Source organism: Sphingobacteriaceae bacterium (assembly GCA_002319075.1).
Classification (GTDB): domain Bacteria; phylum Bacteroidota; class Bacteroidia; order B-17B0; family Aurantibacillaceae; genus Aurantibacillus.
The window spans coordinates 3428523-3450324 of the sequence record NVQB01000001.1 but is presented as its reverse complement, the minus strand read 5'-3'; the positions used below and the strand labels follow the sequence as shown (position 1 = coordinate 3450324).

Genomic DNA, 21802 nt, shown 5'->3' with positions numbered 1-21802 from the left:
TAGGCTTAAAAATTAGTTTGCTGACTTTATTTTAAAAACTTCTCCACTGCCTTAGGCAAATGTTCAAACTCAAGTTGCTGAATTTTTTTCGCGAGTGTTTCGTGAGTTTCATTTTCATCCAATAAAGTACTTGCCTGTAAAATAATTTCACCTTTGTCGTATTCTTCGTTTACATAGTGAATAGTAATACCACTCTCTTTTTCTTTATTTTCAATAACCGCTTTGTGAACGTTGGCGCCGTACATCCCTGCTCCACCGTACTTTGGTAATAGCGCTGGATGAAGATTAATAATTTTATCTGGAAAAGCTTTTACAAAAGCTTCCGGAATTTTTAATAAAAATCCTGCAAGAATGATCAGATCAATTTTTTCTACTTTTAAAAATTCAATCAATTGATCGGTGTAATTTTCAAGAGCTGCTTTACTTACTATCTGTACGTTTTTTTTGTGCTTTTCCGCGCGCGCTACAATTCCTGCTGAATCTTTGTTGGTTACAACCAATTTGATCTTTATACGCGAATCATTCGCAAAATAGGTAAATAAGTTTTCCGCGTTGGTACCTTCTCCACTGGCAAATATGGCCGCATTAATCATGAGGGCAAAAGTAACTATTTCTTACCACTAAGACACTAAGGACACAAGAAACACTTAGACTTTTTCCTGCTTTTTTTCTTAGTGTCCCTAAGTGGTCTTAGTGCCTTAGTAGTCAAAAGTACGCGACGATTTTCGCTTATTTTTCTTAGTGTTCCTAAGTGGTCTTAGTGCCTTAGTGGTCAAAAGTACGCGACGATTTTCGCTTATTTTTCTTAGTGTTCCTAAGTGATCTTAGTGCCTTAGTAGTCAAAAGTACGCGACGATTTTCGCTTATTATTTCTTAGTGCTCCTAAGTGATCTTGGTGCCTTAGTGGTTAATTTGTCTAGTAGTTTGGTAGAAAGAAATTCTTAAATTTACCCTCTATGATTTTAAACTTCATTACCTGGAATCCTTCACCCGAAATTTTCACTATCCCCGGCATCGATTGGCCAGTGCGTTGGTATGGTTTAACGTGGGCGCTTGCCTTCATTGCCAGCTTTTATTTTATGAATATTATTTTCAAAAAAGAAGGCAGGTCTGATAAGGACCTTGACACTTTAACCCTTTATATTATTATAGGGACGATTCTTGGTGCAAGACTTGGACATTGTTTATTTTATGGTCCCTGGTGGGATGAGTATACACCAACAGGGATGTTGATACAAGAAGGCTATTTATCGCACCCGCTGAATATGCTGAAGGTATATGAAGGCGGTTTAGCGAGTCACGGCGGAGCGATTGGCATTATTACAGCCATGATACTCTACTGCCGCAAAACAAAAGAAAGTTGGTTGTGGTTATTTGATCGCTTGGTAGTTGTAGTTCCTTTAGCGGGTATGTGTATCCGTATCGGAAATCTCATCAATAGTGAAATAATCGGGCGAGTAACAGATGTACCCTGGGCTTTCATTTTTGTGCAGGCAGACAATCAGCCGCGTCATCCGGCGCAATTATACGAAGCCATCTTCTGTCTCATTTTATTTATTTTCATGTTTTGGTTTTGGAAAAACAAACGCAATTCTGTAGGACCAGGTTTTATGTTTGGCATGCTCTGCATTCTACTTTTCATTGAAAGGTTCGTAGACGAATTTTTTAAAGAAAACCAGGTAGGCTTTGAAGATCAGATGCAGTTTAATATGGGACAGTGGTTAAGTCTTCCATTTATTGCCATTGGCATCATTTTTATTATTTACTCTTTTAAAAGAGCTCCGAATTCGTACAGATCGGAAGCTATTACCAAGCCAGAATAAACTTTGAATTAATAGAATAAAAAAAGCAGCTCGTATTTTTGAGCTGCTTTTTTTTTGTAGAGTCGTTTTCGTATTAATTCATGTGAATGGTTTGTTTCCTGTCAGGACCCACAGATACGATAGAGATTGGCGTATTTACAGCTTTTTCAATGTATTTTACATACTCTAATAAAGCAGCAGGTAATTTTTCTTTGCTATCGATCTCTGTGAGATCTACTTTCCACCCTTTTACTTTAATGGTAATTGGTTTAAGGTACTGAGGATCGATATTGTAAGGCAGATAATCTATTTTTTCACCTTTGTGGTCATAGTGCGTGCAAATTTCTATTTCGTCAAATTCACTTAAAATGTCCGCCTTCATCATCATTAACTCGGTAACACCGTTAATCATCACAGCGTATTTTAAAGCCGGAATATCTAACCAGCCTGTACGGCGTGGTCTGCCCGTTGTAGCACCAAACTCTCTTCCTACCTGGCGAATTTTCTCTCCTACTTCATTATCTAATTCTGTTGGAAATGGTCCGCTACCTACACGCGTGCAATAAGCTTTAAAAATCCCAATAACGTTTTCAATTTTATTTGGAGGAATTCCTAATCCGTTACAAGCACCGGCGCAGATAGTGTTGCTGCTGGTTACAAAAGGATAGGATCCGAAATCAATATCCAATAAACTTCCCTGCGCACCTTCGCATAAAACTTTTTTACCTTCCTGCATCGCCTTGTTCAGGTAATGTTCTGTTTCAATGAAGGGTAGATTTCTAATAGATTCTATGGCTTCAAACCAGGCCGGCTCTAATTCAGCCAAATTGTATTCGAAATTATGGTGCTGTAAAAGTTGTTTGTGTTTTTCTACAAGGGCATCGTATTTTTCTCTGAACTCATTGGTTTCAATATCGCCAATGCGTAAACCGTTACGCCCGGTTTTATCCATGTAAGTTGGGCCAATACCTTTTAACGTAGATCCAATTTTATTTTTGCCTTTTGAAGCTTCACTGGCGGCATCAATTAAACGATGCGTTGGTAAAATCAAATGCGCGCGTTTGCTGATCATGAGTTTGGACTTTACATCCACACCCAGTTTCAATAAAGCATCAATTTCTTTTTTAAAAATTACCGGATCAATTACCACGCCATTTCCAACAATATTTATAGCAGTTGGATGAAAAATTCCACTTGGAATGGTATGCAAAACGTGTTTTATACCGTTAAACTCCAATGTGTGTCCTGCATTCGGACCACCCTGGAACCTGGCGATGATATCGTACTTGGGAGTTAATACATCTACAATTTTACCTTTTCCTTCGTCACCCCATTGTAGGCCTAATAATACGTCTGCTTTGCTCATAATTTTGATCGAAAAATAAAGGGTAAAAGTACTAAAAGAGAAAGGTTTTTACAGGCATTTCTTAATAACTTTTTAAAGAAAGCGCTTTGCCTTATCTGAGACCAGTCGCATCCTCTAACTCATCAAATGTTGCGATCGGATAAAAAATACATCTGAAAACCTGGCTAATTACTGCAAAATAATTTTACGTCTCTCCAATATTTTACCGTCAGAATCAAGTAATTGCAAGTAATAAATGCCTTTGCCCGGCAGCGTGGAGGCATTTATAGAGATGGCATTTTGCGTTAGCTCCTGCTTATACACTTCTTGTCCAAGACTGTTGTTTATTCGTACCGAATGTCGGTTTATTTTCATAGCAGCGCCATTCTCAATATTAATCACTGTAGCGCATGGATTTGGATATACTTTTAAAACATCAGAGTTACCACTTGAGATCTCCGAAATGCCAACAGGAATGCTGATATTGCCAATATATTCCAATCCATACAAAGCCCGCGGAATTGACGTAATTATAACTCCTGTTGTCGGATCGATTATAGTTGTCCCCAGATTAGTATTCACAAAATATCTGTTTCCGACAGCGTCAAAAGTAGATTCTCCGCTCATATCTTGCACTCCGGTAAGGGTAATACTACTTGTAATTAAACCTGTTGAAACATTTACACGACAAAACTTGTATTCACCACCCCTTTGAGCACAGCCTATCAATTCTCCGGAATTAGGATTGAATTCTATGGAACTAATATCCACACCAATAGTTTTAATTAAAGCTCCGGTGGCCGCATCTAAAACCAATACATTTCCTGCTGTTAGACGATAAAAATGCCTGTTACCGGCAACATCAAACGTACCTTCGCCTAGCTGCGGAGAAAACACGGTTGGTATAGTTGAAAGTGTCGTTGTTACACCCGTGCTAATGTCAAGCGTAAAAAACAGATCAGAGGTGTAATGACAAACACCAACTAGTTTTCCTGTATTGGGATTATATTCAAGGGCGTCAAAGTAAGCAGGGGGCACAACATTTCCTAGTACACTATTTGTCTGCGCATCAATTATAGTGATACCCAGATTTGTGGTACAAAAATAACGTTTGCCTGCTTCATCATAGGTAGTTTTACCATAATTGTGATTGACACCCGTAAGCGAATTCGATGCTGCAATAAGCCCCGAAGCGACATCCTGAATTTTGGAATAATACGTGGATCCGCTTGTACCCTGCGTATAGATCCCAATGAGGGCTCCGCTTGTTTGGGCCGAACTGAGTTTTAACAAGCCTGCTAACACTAAAAATAAAATGCATTTTTTATTGCCGTTTTTGTTTTTAAGTGTCGGGTGTTGCCTAAAAATAACTCCAGACATATTGGGATTTTCTGATTTCATGGATGTGGGTTTAAAAATTTACCGGACTTAAAGTTAACATAAAAAAAAAGACCTTTAGTTTTGGCTTTACTTTTTAATAGCGATTTGATTTCTTATTTGATTACAAAGATCGCAACCGTTAAACTACATGCATAATTTTCCTGATTCTCTTATAAATTAAATCGTAAATTTATAGCTGTGCAAAAAATAACAATCGCTATAGACGGATACAGTAGCTGCGGGAAAAGCACCCTGGCAAAAGCCCTGGCGCAAAAACTTGGCTATAATTACATCGACACCGGAGCTATGTACCGCGCGGTGACTTTATATGCTATAAGAAATGAACTTATTGACGCTAATAAGGTTGTCAATAAAGAAGAGCTGATAACTCGATTACCTTTAGTAGATGTTGAATTTAACGTCAATCCAAAAACACACCACTCAGATGTTTTTTTAAATGGGGAAGACGTGGAACGCGATATCCGGACCATGGAAGTGAGTGATCTTGTTAGTAAAGTGAGTGCTATTAAAGAAGTACGCGAGAAAATGGTGGCGGCTCAACGCCAGATGGGCAAAAGAAAAGCAGTTGTTTTAGATGGCCGGGACATTGGCACCCACGTTTTTCCAAAAGCAGAATTAAAATTATTTATGATTGCCGATCCGGATGTCCGGGCCAAAAGGCGTATGGATGAATTCAGTAGCAAGGGTCAGTACTTTACAATGGCTGAAGTGGAAATGAGTCTGTTAAAACGCGACATGGCCGATATTAGCCGCGAAGAAAGTCCGCTCACTCAGGCAGAAGACGCTGTAATTTTGGACAACAGCGACCTTTCAAAAGAAGAACAACTCGAATTTGTGCTGAAGCTGATTTCCGATCTACAATTTATTTCCCGCGAAGAACAATCGCATCATTAGTAAAAGTCGGGTTTTACCAGGCTTGAATTGGCCGGAATTTCCTGAAACTTTCTAAAGTGAAAAAGCCTTTCCGAATAGAATCGAAAAGGCTTTTTTTATAATCGTGGTACCAGTGGGAACTATGTCGAACTTTGACCCTGAGGATTTAATTAAGATTTTTTATTTTTTGGAAATGGTCGAATCAAATGTCGAACTTTAATAACATACTGTGTTTTTAATCTGAAATGGTATCTTCGATAATATCTAAAGGCTTAAGAGTTCCTTTATAACCCAATTTATCCAGAGTCCCTATCAACATTAGCTTTATTGCTTTTTTGCCCATTGTAGTTTTAAAATATAATTCTCGCTTCTTTGCATCTTCTTTAAAAAGGTAAAACTCACAAAAAATTAATTCCAATGGGCCTCGGTATGATGTACTCTTCGTCCCGCCGGAGTTGTGATCTTTAATTCTCGCTTCCAGATTTGAAGTATATCCTACATATAATTCAAAATCTTTCTTACTAAAAAGTATATAAACACAATACGGTAGAGGCATAGTTATAAAAACAAGGAAAATTCTGAAGTGGCCCCGAAGTAAAAATCACTTCGTGCTTTCACTTCGGGACACCACTGAAGTGAAAAACCCCTCCCGAAATAAATCGAAAGGGGTTTTCTACTTCAGTGGTACCATAGGGAGTCGAACCCCAAACCTCCTCATCCGTAGTGAGGTGCTCTATCCAGTTGAGCTATGGAACCTTGATTCAGGCTGCAAATATACGGCTTTTTTTGAAAATCCAAATAATTTTTTGATCATACGCATGATAAATTCCTCCCGGCGTGGTTAGATGGCCCAACAAGCCTCTTATCGAACAAACGAAGGCGTAGGATCCTTAATTCACCATGTAATCAGACCGCGTACTTTACACAATTCCACCTTATGATTCTGTAATTAAACTTCGCTAAAAATATCGGGAGACATCTCCTGTAGACAGTTTCTCCTTTTTTATTAATTTAGCCGTTCTTAAAAATCACTTATGCAGGACATTATCGAAGCCGCGTGGCACAACAGAAGCTTATTACAAGACAAACATACAGTAGCAACTATTAATGAAGTAATTCAGCAATTAGACCTTGGTCAGTTAAGAGTGGCACAGCCAATGCCTGATGGCAGCTGGCAGGTAAATGAATGGGTGAAGAAAGCGGTAATTCTGTATTTTCCTACACGCAAAATGACCACTTTTGAAGTTGGCCCCATGGAGTTTCATGATAAAATGGCCTTGAAAACCAATTACGCCAATCTTGGCGTAAGAGTGGTGCCACATGCTATTGCGCGTTACGGTGCTTTTTTGGCAAGCGGTGTAATTATGATGCCGAGTTATGTAAATATCGGCGCTTATGTAGATTCGGGAACTATGGTAGATACCTGGGCAACCGTTGGAAGCTGCGCACAGATTGGAAAAAATGTGCATTTGAGCGGAGGAGTTGGTATTGGCGGAGTATTAGAGCCCGTGCAAGCTGCACCGGTAATTATTGAAGATGATGCTTTTATCGGTTCCCGCTGCATTGTGGTGGAAGGCGTGAGAGTTGGGAAAGAAGCAGTTCTTGGAGCAAATGTTGTATTAACTCAGTCTACAAAAATTATTGATGTCAGCGGATCAAGTCCTATCGAAACAAAAGGATATGTGCCAGAACGCAGTGTTGTTATTCCGGGAAGTTATACCAAACAATTTCCTGCGGGAGAGTTTCAGGTACCCTGTGCATTGATTATTGGGAAACGTAAAGCCAGCACCGATCTTAAGACTTCGTTGAACGATGCTTTGAGAGAGCATAATGTTGCCGTTTAAAAACCGCGATACTTTATAGCAGGTTTTGCAAGAGCATTACCTTTGGGCCTATCTTCGGTTCTTAACGCCTTAATATGGTCGTTTTGTAGAACCTGCTTTCTTTACAAACGCTTAAACAAAATCAAATGAAAAAAAATGAAGCGCTGGAGTTTGTAAAAGACCTCGATTATTTTATTGGTAAAAAAGCATACACCATAAATGGTGGCGATTTTACCATACATGACTTTTATGCGGATCTGCAAACCGGCTCCGAGAATCAATTTGATGTTTATGTAAATCTAATTCCACGGCTTCAATCCGTTGCCGGGAATTTTAAAAAAGAAACGTTCAATTTATTTAAAAGTACATACGCTATTTCAGAACTTATCGAACTTAAAGTGGAGCTAATGGAAGGCGCGAAAAGACTGTGCCTTTATATACCCGATGGCTTTGACTACGATTTCGTTCAATTTTTTACAGTGGGAAATAAATCTTTCCCTCAAAAATCCATTGTCTCTTTTCCTGTAAACGAGGCAGGACTTAAATGCGAAATCTTTGAAATTAGCAGTGATCTGAAAAGGTTTACAAAGGCAGAATCCGGACGGCTTTGGGCTTCACTAAACAGTTATGGCATAAAGTATATTTCGAATCCATTATCATTTGCTAAAATAAATGCGATATAATTTAGCGTTTAATACAAGCGATTTGAAAAATGATTTTCGTCCCCAAAGTGCTTAAGTTGTAACAAACTATTCAGAATAAATAAATTTTGTAAAATTTAGTTCCTCCGGAGATAAGAAGCCGGAATATACTATTACCAGCGGCAAGGAGATTAACTACTAAATCCGTTTTTTTGTTGACGTATTTAACCCACAATATGTCGCTAATAACAAGTATGAATTTATAAAACGCCTTCTATATTTGCTTAAAAAAATTATGGAAACAAATCACATTTCAAAAGCGCAACTCTTAACCGGCAGAATAATGAGTGGACTTATCATCTTCTTTATGGCATTTGATGCTATAATGAAATTTGCATGTCCCCCGGAAGTAATTCAAACAACCGTTAACGAATTGGGTTATAAAGAACACCATATTTTTACACTCGGTGTTATTGCTCTTGTTTGCACCTTGCTTTATGCTATTCCTCGAACCTCCATACTAGGAGCAGTTTTGCTAACCGGTTATTTTGGTGGGGCAATGGCTACTCATTTACGTGTGGACAATCCATTATTCAGTCACACATTATTTTCAGTTTATATCTCCGCAATTATGTGGGGAGGTTTATGGCTCAGAGATCTACGTCTAAGGGAATTATTTCCCTTTAGAAAGTAAGAACTTATATGCCTCATTTGTAGAAGACTACAAGAACATGGCTGGAGTAATAAAATAAATTTATGAAATGCTTGGGGGTTAAGGCGCTGTTTAAAGTCTTTAGAGAGACTACTTTATGTTTTTTATGGCATGAAATTATAAGCAGAATAGTTTAAACCAGCCCTGAAGGGAGAATGCAAATTCAACCTTTGCAAAAAATAAAACTTATGAAAACTCTTAAATCGCTCGCAGTTCTTTTCACGATTGTTTTATTTGCAAATTCGTGCACAAAGGAATCAACCCCAGAACCAACCCTAGATCCAGCTAAACCAACACCCTATTACGTGCGTATGACCGATGCGCCTGGACCGTATACCGCAGTAAACATTGATCTACAAGCTGTAGAAATTACCGGTAACGGAAATACAACGCAATTAAATGTAAACGCCGGCATCTACAACTTACTTAATTTCTCGAATGGCCTTGACACACTTATTGCTACCGGATCTTTATATGTAGACAAGGTAGAGCAAATAAGATTAATACTAGGCCCTAACAGTACGGTTGTTAAAGGAGGCGTTACTTATCCTTTAAGCACTCCAAGTGCTGAACAATCAGGTTTAAAACTACAGGTTCACCAAACTTTGCAGGCCGGTGTAGCTTACTATGTGTTACTCGATTTCGATGCAAATCAATCCATTGTTGAAAAAGGCAATGGTAGTTACTCGCTTAAACCTGTTATAAGAACGGTTGAAACTGCCATCAGTGGCTCCATAAAAGGACAACTATCGCAACCCGGAGTAGCTGCAATAATTACTGTTACGTCAGGCGGCAACTCTTACTCAACCGTTGCTGACAGCAATGGCAATTTTATTATTAAAGGTTTGCCAGCGGGAACTTACAGCGTTTCTGCGGTACCGGTTTCTCCTTTTAATACCGCTACCTTATCAAACATCACTGTTACAGTGGGAAACACCACTGTTGTAGGCATCCTTACAATTTAAGGTCTTTATACGCATTTACAAAAAGGAGCTGTTTACAATGGCTCCTTTTTTATTTCAGCAAATCTTTAATTCATATTTAACCGCTACTTTCAGGGGGAAATCCCACGTTTCCTTTTTAATGAAGCGGTAGCATTACACCGCTGTTTTTTTTGCAGGAGTTTTTCTTGCGCATAGTGTTACTGATGGAAAATCACTTCACAGAGAAATTGAAAGCGTAAATTCCAGCGAGTTTTATGCTAAAATTTAAAACTACTTCCTTAGAGAGCTGATTGCTTTTGAGAAATAAGTTTTATTTTTATTTCTTTTTAATAGCGCATGAAACTGAAATTATTATTTCCTGCTTTCCTGTTTTTAAGTTTAGCCGGATGTTCCGACGAACCTAAACTTCCAAAAACACTCAGAAATGATCCCCCTGAAGAACTTTACGGGCAATTGTTTTATGATGTACAGAGTCTGAGAATTTTCAGCGACAGTAAAACCTTTGTAGACTGCGTTCCTTTAGGAGACCTCGATTCCATAAACCTGGAATATACTACCCTTAAGAATAAATCTCCAGAAGTTATTTTAGACTTTGTAAAAAAGAATTTCCTCATACCTCCGCATGAAGACTCCCGGGTAGATTCCCTCTCAGCGTCAGAAGACATTTCAGCGCTTTGGAAAACTTTAAAACATCCTGCTGATAAAAAACAAAACGGCACATTGCTGGCATTGCCTTACCCTTACGTTATCGCAGGCGAAAGTGTTCGTGAAATGCACTATTGGGACAGTTATTTTGCCATGCTTGGATTACTGGCAGACGGCGACATTGAGGCAGTTCAAAATAGTGTAGATAATTTTTCGTGGATGATCAATCACTATGGCTTTGTTCCTGCCGGAAATCGCAGTTATTACCTTAGCCGTTCACAACCACCAGTTTTTGCGCTCATGCTCTCTGTATTAGTGCAATCAAAAGGCGATTCTACTTATAAAAAATATCTCCCTGCCCTCGAAAAAGAATATGCTTTTTGGATGAGAGGTTCAGAGCAGCTCAAGGCTAATGTTGTAGGCACATTCCAGCGCGTTGTAAAATTACCTGGCGGTGAAATACTGAATCGCTACTGGGATGATCAAACTACACCACGTGCAGAAAATTATTACGAAGACCTTAAAGCTGCGGCAGAAGCATCATTGGTTCTAAAAACATACAGCGAAAAAGAACTTTACCGAAACATTCGCGCTGCAGCAGAATCCGGATGGGGCTGCTCAAGCCGCTGGATCGATATTGCAGGTGAGAACATGTATGCACCGGCAACCATACACACAACCGACTTTATCCCTGTCGATTTAAATTGTCTTTTATATTATGAAGAATTGGTACTCGCACACACTTATTCTCTAACCGGCAACATTTCAAAAACAAACGAATTTAACTTTAGGGCTGAAGAACGCATGAACGCCATCAATAATTACTGCTGGAGTGCTGCTAAAAATTATTACTTCGATTTTAACTGTAAAGAACAAAGGCACTCACTGGTTTATTCATTAGCAGGAACATTTCCCTTATTTTTTCAACTTGCCTCGCCCGCGCAGGCCAAAGAAGTTGAAGACAGAATTAAGGGAGTTTTTTTAAGACCAGGCGGACTTGTTACAACACCCTACAAAACCGGTCAACAATGGGATTCACCTTATGGGTATGCCCCTTTGCAATGGATGGCAATTAAAGGTTTACGCAATTACAATTTTAATGCTACAGCCGATACCATTAAAAACCGATGGCTTAAGCTTGCTTATGGAACCTATAAAACAACCGGTCACTTTCCTGAAAAATACATCGTTGAAGAATTTGCTACTGAAAGTAACAGGAAGGAAAAACTAAATTCCAGTGCCTGGACTATTGGTGTTTTTCAGAAATTAAACAACGAACAAAATCGATAGATCTATAACTACTTTTTATTTCTGTAATTAAAGCACCCATTTGATTTGAAAGATGGCTTGCTAACTTAAACTCATTTATTAAAAACACATTTATTTCCTTTTGCGCCTGGTATGTTTTTTGCCGCCGCCAATTTTCCTTAAATAAACACAAAATCTATTCTGTTTACGATTGGCGCATTTTTTTGTTTTACTAACTTAGAATGAACCAACAAATCACAAAACTATGAATAACACTTACTCAGCGATTCTTCGCAAAATTTCCTTAAAGAACCTGGTAATTCTTTTTGTTTTTCTTCTTGGAAAAACATTTGCACAAGCGCCAACAATAACGCTTACTCCCGTAATTACAAACGGTCTTACTGGTCCCATCGCATTTGTAAATGCCGGTGACGGTACTAACCGTGTATTTATCGTACAAAAAAGCGGAACCATTCTTGCCTACGATGCTTCCTTCACTTTACTTTCTACTTTCTTAACGGTAACCAATATCAGCAGTGACGGTGAACGGGGATTATTAAGTATGGCCTTTCATCCCAACTATGCCACCAACGGTTTCTTTTACGTTTATTATACAACAGCCGGCGGCATGCTCGAGATAGCGCGTTACCAGGTTAGTGCTAGTCCGAATGTAGCGGATGCTAATTCTAAAAAAGTCATTATCAGTATTCCTCACCCAGGCAATACAAATCATAATGGTGGTGAGCTCCATTTTGGAAACGATGGTTACTTGTATCTTTCCACCGGAGATGGTGGCGGTGCAGGTGATGTTTCCAATAATGCACAAAACACTTCCGTATTGCTTGGAAAAATTTTACGTTTCGCTGTCAATACTGCCTCGGCTGCTCCCTACTACTCTGTTCCGGCCGGAAATCCTTACAACAACGAAATTTACGACATAGGTCTGCGTAATCCTTACCGCTGGAGCTTCGACAGACAAACACACGATATGTGGATCGGTGATGTAGGCCAGGATTCCTGGGAAGAAATAAATTTCCGACCTGCGGGTGCTATCCCCGGACAAAACTACGGATGGCGTTGTTACGAAGGCAATGCTGCTTTTAACACTACGGGTTGTGGACCACAATCCTCTTATGTTGCGCCGGCTCATACATACAGCACACAAAATCCTGCAGCGAGTATAACAGGTGGAATTGTATACAGGGGCTCTGCATTTCCAGCATTGCAAGGGTATTACTTAAGCGCAGATTTTTATTCGGGTGCCTGGTATAAAATTATTTCGGATGGAGCAGGCGGCTGGACTACTACACCTCAAACTCTTTCACCTACCGGCATGGTACACTTTGGAGAAACAGAAAGTGGAGAAGCCTACGTTGTTTCTCATACAGATAATAGCGTACACCGCATTGGCACCAATGCCACAGGCAATCCTGTGGGTATTGCCGAAAACAAAAACAGGTATCCCGTTGCTCCAAAAATCGCAGAAGGTATTTTATATATGAACCTCGATGAAAAAGCAAATTATACTTTGTTAGAGATCGTTAGCATGAGTGGCGCCGTAGTAGCAAAAGAAACTGTAACTGGAAAAACAGGTGCCCAGGAAACTTCGTTACAACAACTGCAGCCCGGAATTTATTTACTTCGACTGTCGGGCACTAATTCAAGTTATGTACATAAATTGATCATAAACTAAAGTTTACTTTCAAATACTTTAATTACAAAACGGACCTTAGCGGTCCGTTTTTTTTGTGCACCAACTTATAATTTGTTAAAAAACTAACGTTCGTTAGGTTTTTCACTTCCGCTTTCATATTTTTATCTAAGGATTAAAATATCCCTTTATAACAATGCCAACTGCTGTCAAAAAAAAGATCTCTAAAAGAGAAAACATTCTTAAAGAAGCTGCGCTCTTATTTAAAGAGAAAGGCTATGGAAGCGCTTCGATGAGAGACCTGGCAGAACGCGTGGGAGTGGAGGCTGCGAGTATTTACAGTCACATTAAATCCAAAGACGAGATGCTTGAAGAAATTTGTTTCCGCATTGCGGGAGAATATGTTTCACACATTTCTAAGGTTGAAAATGAAAAGTCATCTTACACTGAAAAACTAAAGTCTATCATTCGACTCCATATTCAGTTGATGATCGAAGATGCGGCATCTGTGTCTGTAACCAACAATGATTGGAAATCTTTACCGGAACCAAAACTTTCTATTTTTAAAACTTTACGCAAAGGTTACGAAGCCAGGTTTGCGGCATTGATAGAAAATGGCATCTCTAAAAAAGAATTTGCACCTATAAATGTTTCGGTGGCTATGTTTACGATACTTTCAGCCATACGCTGGATTGAGTTGTGGTATAATCCGAAAAGAAAAATCTCTGAAAAAGAATTAGAAAAAGATATTACTAACCTGCTTTTAAGCGGTCTAAAAAAATAATTATGTCACGCTTCCATAACTTAAAAATAAAAGCTCTGAAAAAAGAAACACCGGAATGTGTTTCGGTGCTTTTTGATGTGCCTGAAGATAAAAAAGAAATCTTCGGTTTTAAGCACGGACAATATCTCACTTTAAAAACAATCATTGATGGCGAAGAGGTTCGCCGCTCCTACTCTATCTGCTCTAGTCCGCTTGATGAGCAATTGACTGTGGCTATTAAAACCATTCCGGAAGGAAAATTCTCGAATTACGCCTATTCTACATTAAAAGTAGGAGACGAAGTGGAAGTGATGCCACCACTGGGAAGATTTAGCACCGATCTTTTAGAAACCAATAAAAAGAATTATTTTTTTATTGCTGTTGGAAGTGGTATCACCCCGGTAATGTCCATTGTAAAAACCATTTTAAAAACAGAACCGCAAAGCACCATCATTTTATTATACGGCAACAAAAATAAAGGTTCTATTATTTTTAAAGAACAGTTTGAAGCGCTGAAGAACAAGTATATGCGTCGTCTTAGCCTATACTATATTTTAAGTCAGGAAAAAGCTGACGCGGAAATTTTAGCAGGACGCATTGACAAAACCAAAATAGAGTACTTCTTAAAAAATATCATTGATCCGGTAATGATTGACGAATGTTTTTTGTGCGGCCCTGAAGACCTGATCCTAACGGCGAAAGATACTTTGGCTGCAGCCGGTATTCCTACAAAAAACATACACTTCGAATTGTTCACCACAGCCGGAGCTCAGTTAGCAAAAAAACAAATTAAGAAAGTAACTAAAATAAGTACCGGACCCAGGAGCAAAGTCATCATTAAACTCGATGGTGTATCCACAGAAATGGAAATTCCATACGAAGGCGAAAGTATTTTAGATGCCGCGATGAAAAGTGGGTCTGATTTACCTTATGCCTGCAAAGGGGGCGTGTGTTGTGCCTGCAAAGCAAAGCTCGAAAAAGGAGAAGTGACTATGGATGTGAATTACGGATTAGAACAAGATGAAATTGATGCAGGATTTATTTTAACCTGCCAGGCACATCCCAAGACAAAAGATGTAGTTATAAATTTTGACGTGAAATAAAATGGAAGCTGACCGTTTTAGTTGTAAGGGTGCCAATGCGGGCTTCTCGAATGTCAGTGCGAGCTCCTCGAATGTCAGTTCGAGCTCCTCGAATGTCAGTTCGAGCTCCTCGAATGTCAGTGCGAGCGTAGTCGAGAACATTTCGAGCTTTTGCGATGTCAGTTCGAGCGTAGTCGAGAACATTTCGAGCTTTTGCGATGTCAGTTCGAGCGTAGTCGAGAACAGTGCGAGCTCCTCGAATGTCAGTTCGAGTTCCTTGAATGTCAGTTCGAGTTCTTCGAATGTCAGTTCGAGCGTAGTCGAGAACATTTCGAGCTTTTGCGATGTCAGTTCGAGCGTAGTCGAGAACATTTCGAGCTTTTGCGATGTCAGTTCGAGCGTAGTCGAGAACAGTTCGAGTTCCTTGGATGTCAGTTCGAGTTCCTTGAATGTCAGTTCGAGCGTAGTCGAGAACATGGACTACCCCCTGATGTGACAACGCTAGCTCAAAAGTAAAATAGACTTTTGCCCTCCCCGATGTAACAAAATGAGAATACAATAAAAACTTAATCAAACATACAATGAAAAATAACATCGTTGATTTAGAAAAAAAATTCCAGGCTAACATTGATGCTGAACAGCGCATTGAGCCAAAAGAATGGATGCCGGATGCTTATCGCAAAACTTTGATCCGTCAAATTTCTCAGCATGCGCATTCTGAAATTGTGGGTATGTTGCCTGAACGTAACTGGGTGACACGCGCTCCTTCTTTAAAAAGAAAAGCAGTGCTTCTTGCAAAAGTGCAGGACGAAGCGGGGCATGGCTTGTATTTATACAGCGCTGCCGAAACCCTTGGTGCAGCTCGTGAAGAACTCATCAATGATTTACATTCTGGTAAAGCAAAATATTCAAGCATTTTTAATTACCCTACTTTAACCTGGGCAGATATGGGTGCGATTGGCTGGCTGGTAGATGGTGCCGCCATTCTGAACCAGGTACCTTTGTGCCGTGCTTCTTATGGTCCTTACGCCAGAGCTATGGTGCGTGTTTGCAAGGAAGAGAGTTTTCACCAAAGACAAGGCTATGAAATTATGATGGCTCTCTGCGCTGGAAGTCCTGAACAAAAAGAAATGGCACAGGACGCTTTGAACCGCTGGTGGTGGCCAACCTTAATGATGTTTGGTCCAACCGATGACGCGTCGGCAAACAGCGAATTATCGATGAAATGGAAAATTAAACGGTTTTCGAATGACGAATTACGTCAGCGTTTTGTAGACATGTGTATACCGCAGGTAGAGTATTTAGGATTAAAAATTCCCGACGATAAATTAAAATACAACGAAGAGACCAAACACTACGACTTTGGAGAAATTGACTGGGAAGAATTCTGGAATGTTGTAAAAGGAAATGGCCCTTGCAACCACGAAAGACTGGAAACTCGCAAAAGAGCTTATGACGAAGGAGAATGGGTAAGAGAAGCTGCCTCAGCGCATGCAGAAAAGCAGAGAATACGCAAAGGAGAAAATAAAAAAGTAGCATAAGTCTTTTAAAGATAACTACTGAACCGTTCAGAGTGTCACTAACCACATTAAATAAAATTGAACATTAAACACGAATAACATGGAAAAAAGAGATTGGCCTTTATGGGAAGTATTTATCCGCAGCAGGCAGGGACTAGACCATAAGCATGTGGGAAGCCTTCATGCAGCAGATGCTGAGATGGCTGTTGAAAACGCACGCGATGTTTATACCCGCCGTATGGAAGGTGTAAGCATTTGGGTAGTGGAGTCTGCTAACATTCATGCTTCAAATCCCGACGAAGAAGATGCTTTGTACGAATCGGCTAACAGCAAGATTTACAGGCACCCAACATTTTATACTATTCCCGATGGTATCGGGCACATGTAATTTTTAGTCATGGAAAAAGAAAAAAACAATCAGCACTCTTTATTCAACTATGTGTTGTCTATGGCTGATACAAGCCTGATCTTAAGCCATCGTCTTTCTGAATGGTGCGGACACGGTCCGGTTATTGAACAGGACATTGCAATGAGCAACATTGCTCTGGATTTAATTGGCGAGGCGCGTAATTTTTACGACTACGCTGCAAGTCTTGAAGGAAAAGGAAAGTCAGAAGACGATTATGCGTATTTTCGCGAAAGCAAAGGATTTAAAAATCTTTTATTGTGCGAACAACCGAACGGAGATTTTGCGCACACGATACTACGTCAATTTTTATTCGACAGCTTTCATTACCATGTGTTATCTGAATTAAGAAAAAGCCCGGACGAAACACTCAGAGCAATAGCAGAAAAATCTTTTAAAGAAGTCAGCTATCATATTAAATGGAGTTCTGAATGGGTGATTCGTTTAGGAGATGGAACAGATGTCAGTAAACAAAAAATGGAGACAGCGTTAAAAGCTTTGTGGATGTTTAGCGGAGAATTGACAGAGCCTACAGCCGATGAAAAAATTCTGATAGCGCAAAAAATAATTCCAGATTTTGAAGCGATAAAAAAAACATGGCTGGAACAAGTGACGGATGTTTTCACACAAGCATCCTTAACTGTACCGACAACAAAAAACAATGTGCAACAAGGTGGTAAAACCGGCAAACACTCTGAACATTTAAGTTACCTGCTTGCGGAGATGCAAAGTGTGCAGCGGGCTTATCCGGGACTGCAGTGGTGAATAGACTACATGTTTTAACCACATAGATACATAGGATCAGCTGGATGCATAAAGAGAGGATAGAGGCTCATATAATTTGAAGCTTCGTTTCAAATGTTTGCCAAGGCACTAAGAATAAACTAACTGAAAAAAAACGAAAGCAAGAAAACTTCATACATGCTATATCTCAGAAATACCGCTAAACTAACTTTGGAACGCGGATCCAAATTCTATATGTACCTTAATAGAAACACTGCTGATCAATCTATACCCTCTATGTCTCTATGTGTTTCATTTAGCAGAAATCTAAAACGGTAAACATGATAACATTAAATAAAGCCGAAATATGGAAAGTACTGGAAAATGTTTGTGATCCGGAAATCCCTGTAATTAGCATTGCTGACCTTGGTGTTTTGCGCGATGTTGTTGTGCACGAAGATAGTTCTGTAGAGGTTATCATCACACCTACCTATTCTGGTTGTCCTGCCATGAACATGATCGCGGTTGAAATTCGTCTCGCACTTTTAGCAGAAGGGATTGAAAAGGTAACTATCAAAACACAATTAAGCCCCGCCTGGACCACCGATTGGTTTTCTGAAGCAGGCAAACAGAAGTTAAAGGCTTATGGCATTGCACCACCCGTAGATTCCTCGCCACACGTGCATCAATTATTTGGTGAAGAAGTGATTGTGGAATGTCCGCAATGCCATTCTAAGAACACAAAAGTCATGAGTCAATTCGGTTCAACTTCGTGCAAAGCGCTCTACCAGTGCCAGGATTGCAAAGAACCTTTCGACTATTTTAAATGTCACCGTTAAACAATTTATGAACAACGCATACATAATTGATGGTGTGAGAACACCTATTGGAAATTTTGGCGGAACGCTGGCAGCAGTTCGTCCGGATGATTTAGCAACTTTGGTCATTAAAGAGCTGCTAAAAAGAAATCCGACTATTGACCAATCAAAAATTTACGACGTTATCTTAGGTTGCGCAAACCAGGCTGGCGAAGATAATCGCAACGTGGCCCGCATGGCGGGGTTAATGGCAGGACTACCTATAACGGTTCCCGGGGAGACGGTGAATCGTTTATGTGCTTCGGGACTATCCGCAGCTATCAGTGCGGCAAGAGCGATCCAAACCGGCGATGCTGATTTGATTATCGCGGGGGGTGTGGAGAACATGACGCGCGGTCCATGGGTTATTTCTAAAACCAGTTCTGCTTTTGGAAGAGATGCACAAATGTTTGACAGTAGTTTCGGCTGGCGTTTTATTAACCCAAAATTAAAAGAGTTGTATGGAGTAGACTCGATGGGTGATACCGCCGAGAATGTTGCCAGGCAATACAACATAAATCGTCAAGACCAGGACACTTTCGGAATGCGTTCACATCAAAAAGCTGCGAAGGCACAGGCAGCAGGGCGTTTTGAAAAAGAAACAGTGTCTGTTTCTATTCCACAAAAAAAAGGAGACGACTTAGTTTTTGCGAAAGACGAGTTCATAAAACCCACAACCACTTTTGAAGTTTTATCCAAACTGCGTCCGGCCTTTGCAAAAGAGGGAACCGTAACTGCAGGAAATGCAGCTGGCCTAAATGATGGAGCTGCCGCTTTATTATTGGCTTCCGAAAAAGCAGTAAAGGCGTATAATTTAAAACCTCTTGCACGCATACTTAGTAGTGGTGTTGCAGGTGTTGAACCCCGCATCATGGGCATTGGGCCTGTACCGGCCTCCGAAATAGCGTTAACAAAAGCAGGTCTTACCATTAACGACATGGATGTTATCGAGTTAAACGAAGCCTTCGCTGCGCAGAGTATAGCAGTGATCAGAGCTTGGGGATTAAAAGACGATGATGCCCGAATTAATCCAAACGGAGGCGCTATCGCTTTAGGACATCCTTTAGGCATGAGTGGCGCTCGCATTTTAACAACTGCTGCAATGGAACTACAACTTCAACAAAAACGGTATGCACTCGTAACCATGTGCATTGGCGTAGGACAAGGTTTTGCAGTGGTTATAGAAAGAGTTTAGCGCTTCCACCACACTTGGTGTAACCCCCTTTTTGAAACGCACTTTAGACACCTGAAAACGCAACAAGCGCAAACTTTATCTGTGTTAAAATAATCCTCAGAAAAGCATTAAAATTAAACGATGAAAAAATTAGAAAATTATATTCTCGGAAAATGGATCAGCGGCGACGGTGAAGGTCAAACGCTGTACAATGCAGTATCGGGCGATGTTATAGCGCACGCCTCCACTCAAGGCATTGACTTCGCCAGTGTTTTAAATTACGGAAGAACGGTGGGCGGCCCTGCTTTACGCAAACTCACTTTTCAACAAAGAGGTTTAATGTTAAAGGCTCTTGCCCTTCATTTGCGTGAACATTTAGCGAAATTCTACTTGATCAGCTATCAAACGGGTGCTACAAAGGCCGACAGCTGGGTAGACATTGAAGGAGGTATTGGAAATCTTTTTGCGAACGCTTCTTTGAGACGAAAACTTCCCGACGAATCTTTTTGCCTGGACGGCGAACCGCACATACTTGGAAAAGAAGGCCATTTTATGGGTCATCACATTTTACTTCCAAAAGAAGGCGTAGCTGTTCATATCAATGCGTTTAATTTTCCAATTTGGGGCATGCTTGAAAAAATCGCCGTCAATCTTATGGCCGGAGTTCCAGCGGTGGTAAAACCTGCAACAGTAACATCCTTCTTAACCGAAGCGGTTGTAAGAGAAATCATTGCTTCTAAGATTTTACCCGAAGGGGCTTTACAATTGATTTGTGGTTCTGCAGGAGATATACTAAGTCACACGATGTCGCAAGATGTTGTAACCTTCACAGGTTCTGCAAGTACAGGCCTCTTATTAAAATCAAATCCAGTTATCATGCGTGAGAACGTGCCGTTCACCATGGAAGCCGATTCTTTAAATTGTATAGTGTTGGGAGAGGACGTTACACCTGGCATGCCGGAGTGGGAAATCTTTATTAAAGAGGTTCGCAAGGAAATGACCACAAAATCAGGACAAAGGTGTACTGCTATCCGAAGAATTTTTGTTCCCCAAAATAAAATAGAAGACGTACAAATCGCCTTAGGAAAGGCGCTCGCTCAAACAACCATTGGAAATCCATTAAATGAAAAAGTGAGAATGGGTTCTTTAGCAGGATTAACACAGCGCGCAGAAGTAATTGAACAAGTGCAAAAATTATTAGCATCGTCACAAATCATTTATGGGTCTTTAGACAGTGTTACAGTAATGGATGCCGACAGTAAAAAAGGCGCTTTTATGAGTCCGATTTTACTGCTGAATGAGAATCCACTTTTAACAACAGAAGCACACGAGGTAGAAGCCTTTGGTCCAGTTTCTACTTTAATGCCTTATAATAACATGGAAGAAGCGATTGCCCTTGCCAAAAAAGGCATGGGCTCGCTGGTGAGTACAATTGTAACCGCTAACAAACACTTAGCAAAACAGTATGTACTTGGTTCCGGTACTTATCACGGGCGCGTTTTAATATTAAACGCAGAAGCCGCTAAAGAAAGTACCGGCCACGGCGCCCCACTTCCACTCCTGGTTCATGGGGGACCGGGAAGAGCCGGAGGTGGCGAAGAGATGGGTGGTTTACGAGGTGTAAAACATTATATGCAACGGGTCGCCATTCAGGGTTCTCCAACATTTATTACCGCCGTGAGTAACGTTTATCAGCCGGGATCAGAACAGTTTGAAGATAAGGTGCATCCTTTCATGAAACATTTTGAAGAACTACAAATAGGTGAAACGTTTACAACAGGTAAAAGAACAATCATGGATGCAGATATTTCCAATTTCGCCAATTTAAGCTGGGATCATTTTTATGCTCATACAGATGCTACTTCCCTCGACGGAACCATTTTTGAGAAAACTGTAGCACATGGGTATTTTGTTTTAAGCGCGGCAGCAGGGTTATTTGTAGAAAGAAAAAAAGGTCCGGTACTCTTAAACTACGGAATTGACGAATTAAGATTTACAAAACCCGTATACGCCGGAACTACGATAGGTGTGCGTTTGACGGTGAAAGAGAAAGTTCCTCAAGAGAAAAAAGATGAAAATGACGTTGCTAAGGGCATTGTAAAATGGCAGGTAGAAGTTTACGACGACACAAAAGAAACAGTTGCTATTACCACCATTTTAACCATGGTAAAAAAATTAAATGAAAATTAGTA

General features: G+C 40.1%; 21 protein-coding genes and 1 tRNA gene. 16 read left to right on the top strand and 6 right to left on the bottom strand.

From position 1 onward, the window contains the following. Positions 1-26: 26 nt before the first annotated feature. A complete protein-coding gene (locus CNR22_14970) occupies positions 27-593 on the bottom strand; it encodes a phosphoribosylglycinamide formyltransferase (protein PBQ33022.1) in 567 nt (188 codons plus the stop codon). Positions 594-959: 366 nt separating this feature from the next. Between CNR22_14970 and lgt the strand changes: the two genes are divergently transcribed. After that, positions 960-1823: a prolipoprotein diacylglyceryl transferase gene (gene lgt / locus CNR22_14965; protein PBQ34917.1), complete on the top strand. Its 864-nt coding sequence runs from the start codon at positions 960-962 to the stop codon at positions 1821-1823. A gap of 73 nt (positions 1824-1896) precedes the next feature. Here lgt and CNR22_14960 read toward each other — a convergent pair whose 3' ends face one another. Beyond that, a complete protein-coding gene (locus CNR22_14960; protein ID PBQ33021.1) occupies positions 1897-3168 on the bottom strand; it encodes an adenylosuccinate synthase in 1272 nt (423 codons plus the stop codon). A 168-nt stretch (positions 3169-3336) separates the two neighbouring features. Continuing rightward, a complete protein-coding gene (locus CNR22_14955; GenBank protein ID PBQ33020.1) occupies positions 3337-4548 on the bottom strand; it encodes a hypothetical protein in 1212 nt (403 codons plus the stop codon). A gap of 177 nt (positions 4549-4725) precedes the next feature. Here CNR22_14955 and CNR22_14950 point away from each other — a divergent pair, with 177 nt between their 5' ends. After that, complete coding sequence (locus CNR22_14950; protein ID PBQ33019.1) at positions 4726-5442, top strand: cytidylate kinase; 717 nt, start codon at positions 4726-4728, stop codon at positions 5440-5442. A 214-nt stretch (positions 5443-5656) separates the two neighbouring features. Here CNR22_14950 and CNR22_14945 read toward each other — a convergent pair whose 3' ends face one another. Then, positions 5657-5977, bottom strand: coding sequence for an excinuclease ABC subunit C (locus CNR22_14945; protein PBQ33018.1), 321 nt, complete (start codon positions 5975-5977; stop codon positions 5657-5659). Positions 5978-6103: 126 nt separating this feature from the next. Continuing rightward, positions 6104-6177: transfer RNA gene (locus CNR22_14940), tRNA-Arg, on the bottom strand. A 278-nt stretch (positions 6178-6455) separates the two neighbouring features. Here CNR22_14940 and CNR22_14935 point away from each other — a divergent pair. The 8 genes from CNR22_14935 (at position 6456) to CNR22_14900 (ending at position 14951) form a co-directional block, all read left to right on the top strand. Further along, positions 6456-7265, top strand: a complete 810-nt coding sequence (locus CNR22_14935) for a 2,3,4,5-tetrahydropyridine-2,6-dicarboxylate N-succinyltransferase (protein ID PBQ33017.1) — start codon at positions 6456-6458, stop codon at positions 7263-7265. 125 nt (positions 7266-7390) lie between these two features. Beyond that, positions 7391-7927, top strand: a complete 537-nt coding sequence (locus tag CNR22_14930) for a hypothetical protein (GenBank protein ID PBQ33016.1) — start codon at positions 7391-7393, stop codon at positions 7925-7927. 253 nt (positions 7928-8180) lie between these two features. Continuing rightward, positions 8181-8579, top strand: coding sequence for a hypothetical protein (locus tag CNR22_14925; protein ID PBQ33015.1), 399 nt, complete (start codon positions 8181-8183; stop codon positions 8577-8579). A 173-nt stretch (positions 8580-8752) separates the two neighbouring features. Continuing rightward, entirely contained in the window at positions 8753-9562 is an 810-nt protein-coding gene (locus CNR22_14920) for a hypothetical protein (protein ID PBQ33014.1), read from the top strand. A gap of 315 nt (positions 9563-9877) precedes the next feature. Continuing rightward, positions 9878-11476, top strand: a complete 1599-nt coding sequence (locus tag CNR22_14915; protein ID PBQ33013.1) for a trehalase — start codon at positions 9878-9880, stop codon at positions 11474-11476. A 223-nt stretch (positions 11477-11699) separates the two neighbouring features. Then, complete coding sequence (locus CNR22_14910) at positions 11700-13127, top strand: glucose dehydrogenase (GenBank protein ID PBQ33012.1); 1428 nt, start codon at positions 11700-11702, stop codon at positions 13125-13127. A gap of 154 nt (positions 13128-13281) precedes the next feature. Next, positions 13282-13869 (top strand): TetR family transcriptional regulator, encoded by a 588-nt coding sequence (locus tag CNR22_14905; protein ID PBQ33011.1) that lies wholly within the window; start codon positions 13282-13284, stop codon positions 13867-13869. 2 nt (positions 13870-13871) lie between these two features. After that, complete coding sequence (locus tag CNR22_14900) at positions 13872-14951, top strand: phenylacetic acid degradation protein (protein PBQ33010.1); 1080 nt, start codon at positions 13872-13874, stop codon at positions 14949-14951. Here the strand turns inward: CNR22_14900 and CNR22_14895 are convergent. Beyond that, positions 14929-15525: a hypothetical protein gene (locus CNR22_14895; GenBank protein PBQ33009.1), complete on the bottom strand. Its 597-nt coding sequence runs from the start codon at positions 15523-15525 to the stop codon at positions 14929-14931. The two genes, CNR22_14900 and CNR22_14895, sit on opposite strands and share 23 nt — an antisense overlap. On the opposite strand from CNR22_14895, the gene CNR22_14890 reads away from it, so the two are divergent. From CNR22_14890 to CNR22_14865, 6 genes are all read left to right on the top strand, one after another. Next, positions 15512-16471 carry a 1,2-phenylacetyl-CoA epoxidase subunit A gene (locus CNR22_14890; protein ID PBQ33008.1) on the top strand — a complete coding sequence of 320 codons (960 nt, stop codon included), beginning with the start codon at positions 15512-15514 and terminating at the stop codon, positions 16469-16471. The genes CNR22_14895 and CNR22_14890 overlap by 14 nt on opposite strands. A 79-nt stretch (positions 16472-16550) precedes the next feature. After that, complete coding sequence (locus tag CNR22_14885) at positions 16551-16838, top strand: 1,2-phenylacetyl-CoA epoxidase subunit B (protein PBQ33007.1); 288 nt, start codon at positions 16551-16553, stop codon at positions 16836-16838. Positions 16839-16847: 9 nt separating this feature from the next. Beyond that, positions 16848-17621: a phenylacetate-CoA oxygenase subunit PaaI gene (gene paaI, locus CNR22_14880; protein ID PBQ33006.1), complete on the top strand. Its 774-nt coding sequence runs from the start codon at positions 16848-16850 to the stop codon at positions 17619-17621. 299 nt (positions 17622-17920) lie between these two features. Further along, positions 17921-18418: a phenylacetate-CoA oxygenase subunit PaaJ gene (paaJ, locus tag CNR22_14875; protein PBQ33005.1), complete on the top strand. Its 498-nt coding sequence runs from the start codon at positions 17921-17923 to the stop codon at positions 18416-18418. A 7-nt stretch (positions 18419-18425) separates the two neighbouring features. Continuing rightward, entirely contained in the window at positions 18426-19631 is a 1206-nt protein-coding gene (pcaF, locus tag CNR22_14870; GenBank protein ID PBQ33004.1) for a 3-oxoadipyl-CoA thiolase, read from the top strand. A 120-nt stretch (positions 19632-19751) separates the two neighbouring features. Next, entirely contained in the window at positions 19752-21800 is a 2049-nt protein-coding gene (locus tag CNR22_14865; protein PBQ33003.1) for a phenylacetic acid degradation bifunctional protein PaaZ, read from the top strand. Positions 21801-21802 lie beyond the last annotated feature (2 nt).

Coding starts and splice junctions, on each gene's coding strand:
- CNR22_14970 (PBQ33022.1), bottom strand. CDS start 593: ATGATTAATGCGGCCATATTTGCCAGTGGAGAAGGTACCAACGCGGAA.
- CNR22_14960 (PBQ33021.1), bottom strand. CDS start 3,168: ATGAGCAAAGCAGACGTATTATTAGGCCTACAATGGGGTGACGAAGGA.
- CNR22_14955 (PBQ33020.1), bottom strand. CDS start 4,548: ATGAAATCAGAAAATCCCAATATGTCTGGAGTTATTTTTAGGCAACAC.
- CNR22_14945 (PBQ33018.1), bottom strand. CDS start 5,977: ATGCCTCTACCGTATTGTGTTTATATACTTTTTAGTAAGAAAGATTTT.
- CNR22_14935 (PBQ33017.1), top strand. CDS start 6,456: ATGCAGGACATTATCGAAGCCGCGTGGCACAACAGAAGCTTATTACAA.
- CNR22_14930 (PBQ33016.1), top strand. CDS start 7,391: ATGAAAAAAAATGAAGCGCTGGAGTTTGTAAAAGACCTCGATTATTTT.
- CNR22_14925 (PBQ33015.1), top strand. CDS start 8,181: ATGGAAACAAATCACATTTCAAAAGCGCAACTCTTAACCGGCAGAATA.
- CNR22_14920 (PBQ33014.1), top strand. CDS start 8,753: ATGCAAATTCAACCTTTGCAAAAAATAAAACTTATGAAAACTCTTAAA.
- CNR22_14915 (PBQ33013.1), top strand. CDS start 9,878: ATGAAACTGAAATTATTATTTCCTGCTTTCCTGTTTTTAAGTTTAGCC.
- CNR22_14910 (PBQ33012.1), top strand. CDS start 11,700: ATGAATAACACTTACTCAGCGATTCTTCGCAAAATTTCCTTAAAGAAC.
- CNR22_14905 (PBQ33011.1), top strand. CDS start 13,282: ATGCCAACTGCTGTCAAAAAAAAGATCTCTAAAAGAGAAAACATTCTT.
- CNR22_14900 (PBQ33010.1), top strand. CDS start 13,872: ATGTCACGCTTCCATAACTTAAAAATAAAAGCTCTGAAAAAAGAAACA.
- CNR22_14890 (PBQ33008.1), top strand. CDS start 15,512: ATGAAAAATAACATCGTTGATTTAGAAAAAAAATTCCAGGCTAACATT.
- CNR22_14895 (PBQ33009.1), bottom strand. CDS start 15,525: ATGTTATTTTTCATTGTATGTTTGATTAAGTTTTTATTGTATTCTCAT.
- CNR22_14885 (PBQ33007.1), top strand. CDS start 16,551: ATGGAAAAAAGAGATTGGCCTTTATGGGAAGTATTTATCCGCAGCAGG.
- paaI (PBQ33006.1), top strand. CDS start 16,848: ATGGAAAAAGAAAAAAACAATCAGCACTCTTTATTCAACTATGTGTTG.
- paaJ (PBQ33005.1), top strand. CDS start 17,921: ATGATAACATTAAATAAAGCCGAAATATGGAAAGTACTGGAAAATGTT.
- pcaF (PBQ33004.1), top strand. CDS start 18,426: ATGAACAACGCATACATAATTGATGGTGTGAGAACACCTATTGGAAAT.
- CNR22_14865 (PBQ33003.1), top strand. CDS start 19,752: ATGAAAAAATTAGAAAATTATATTCTCGGAAAATGGATCAGCGGCGAC.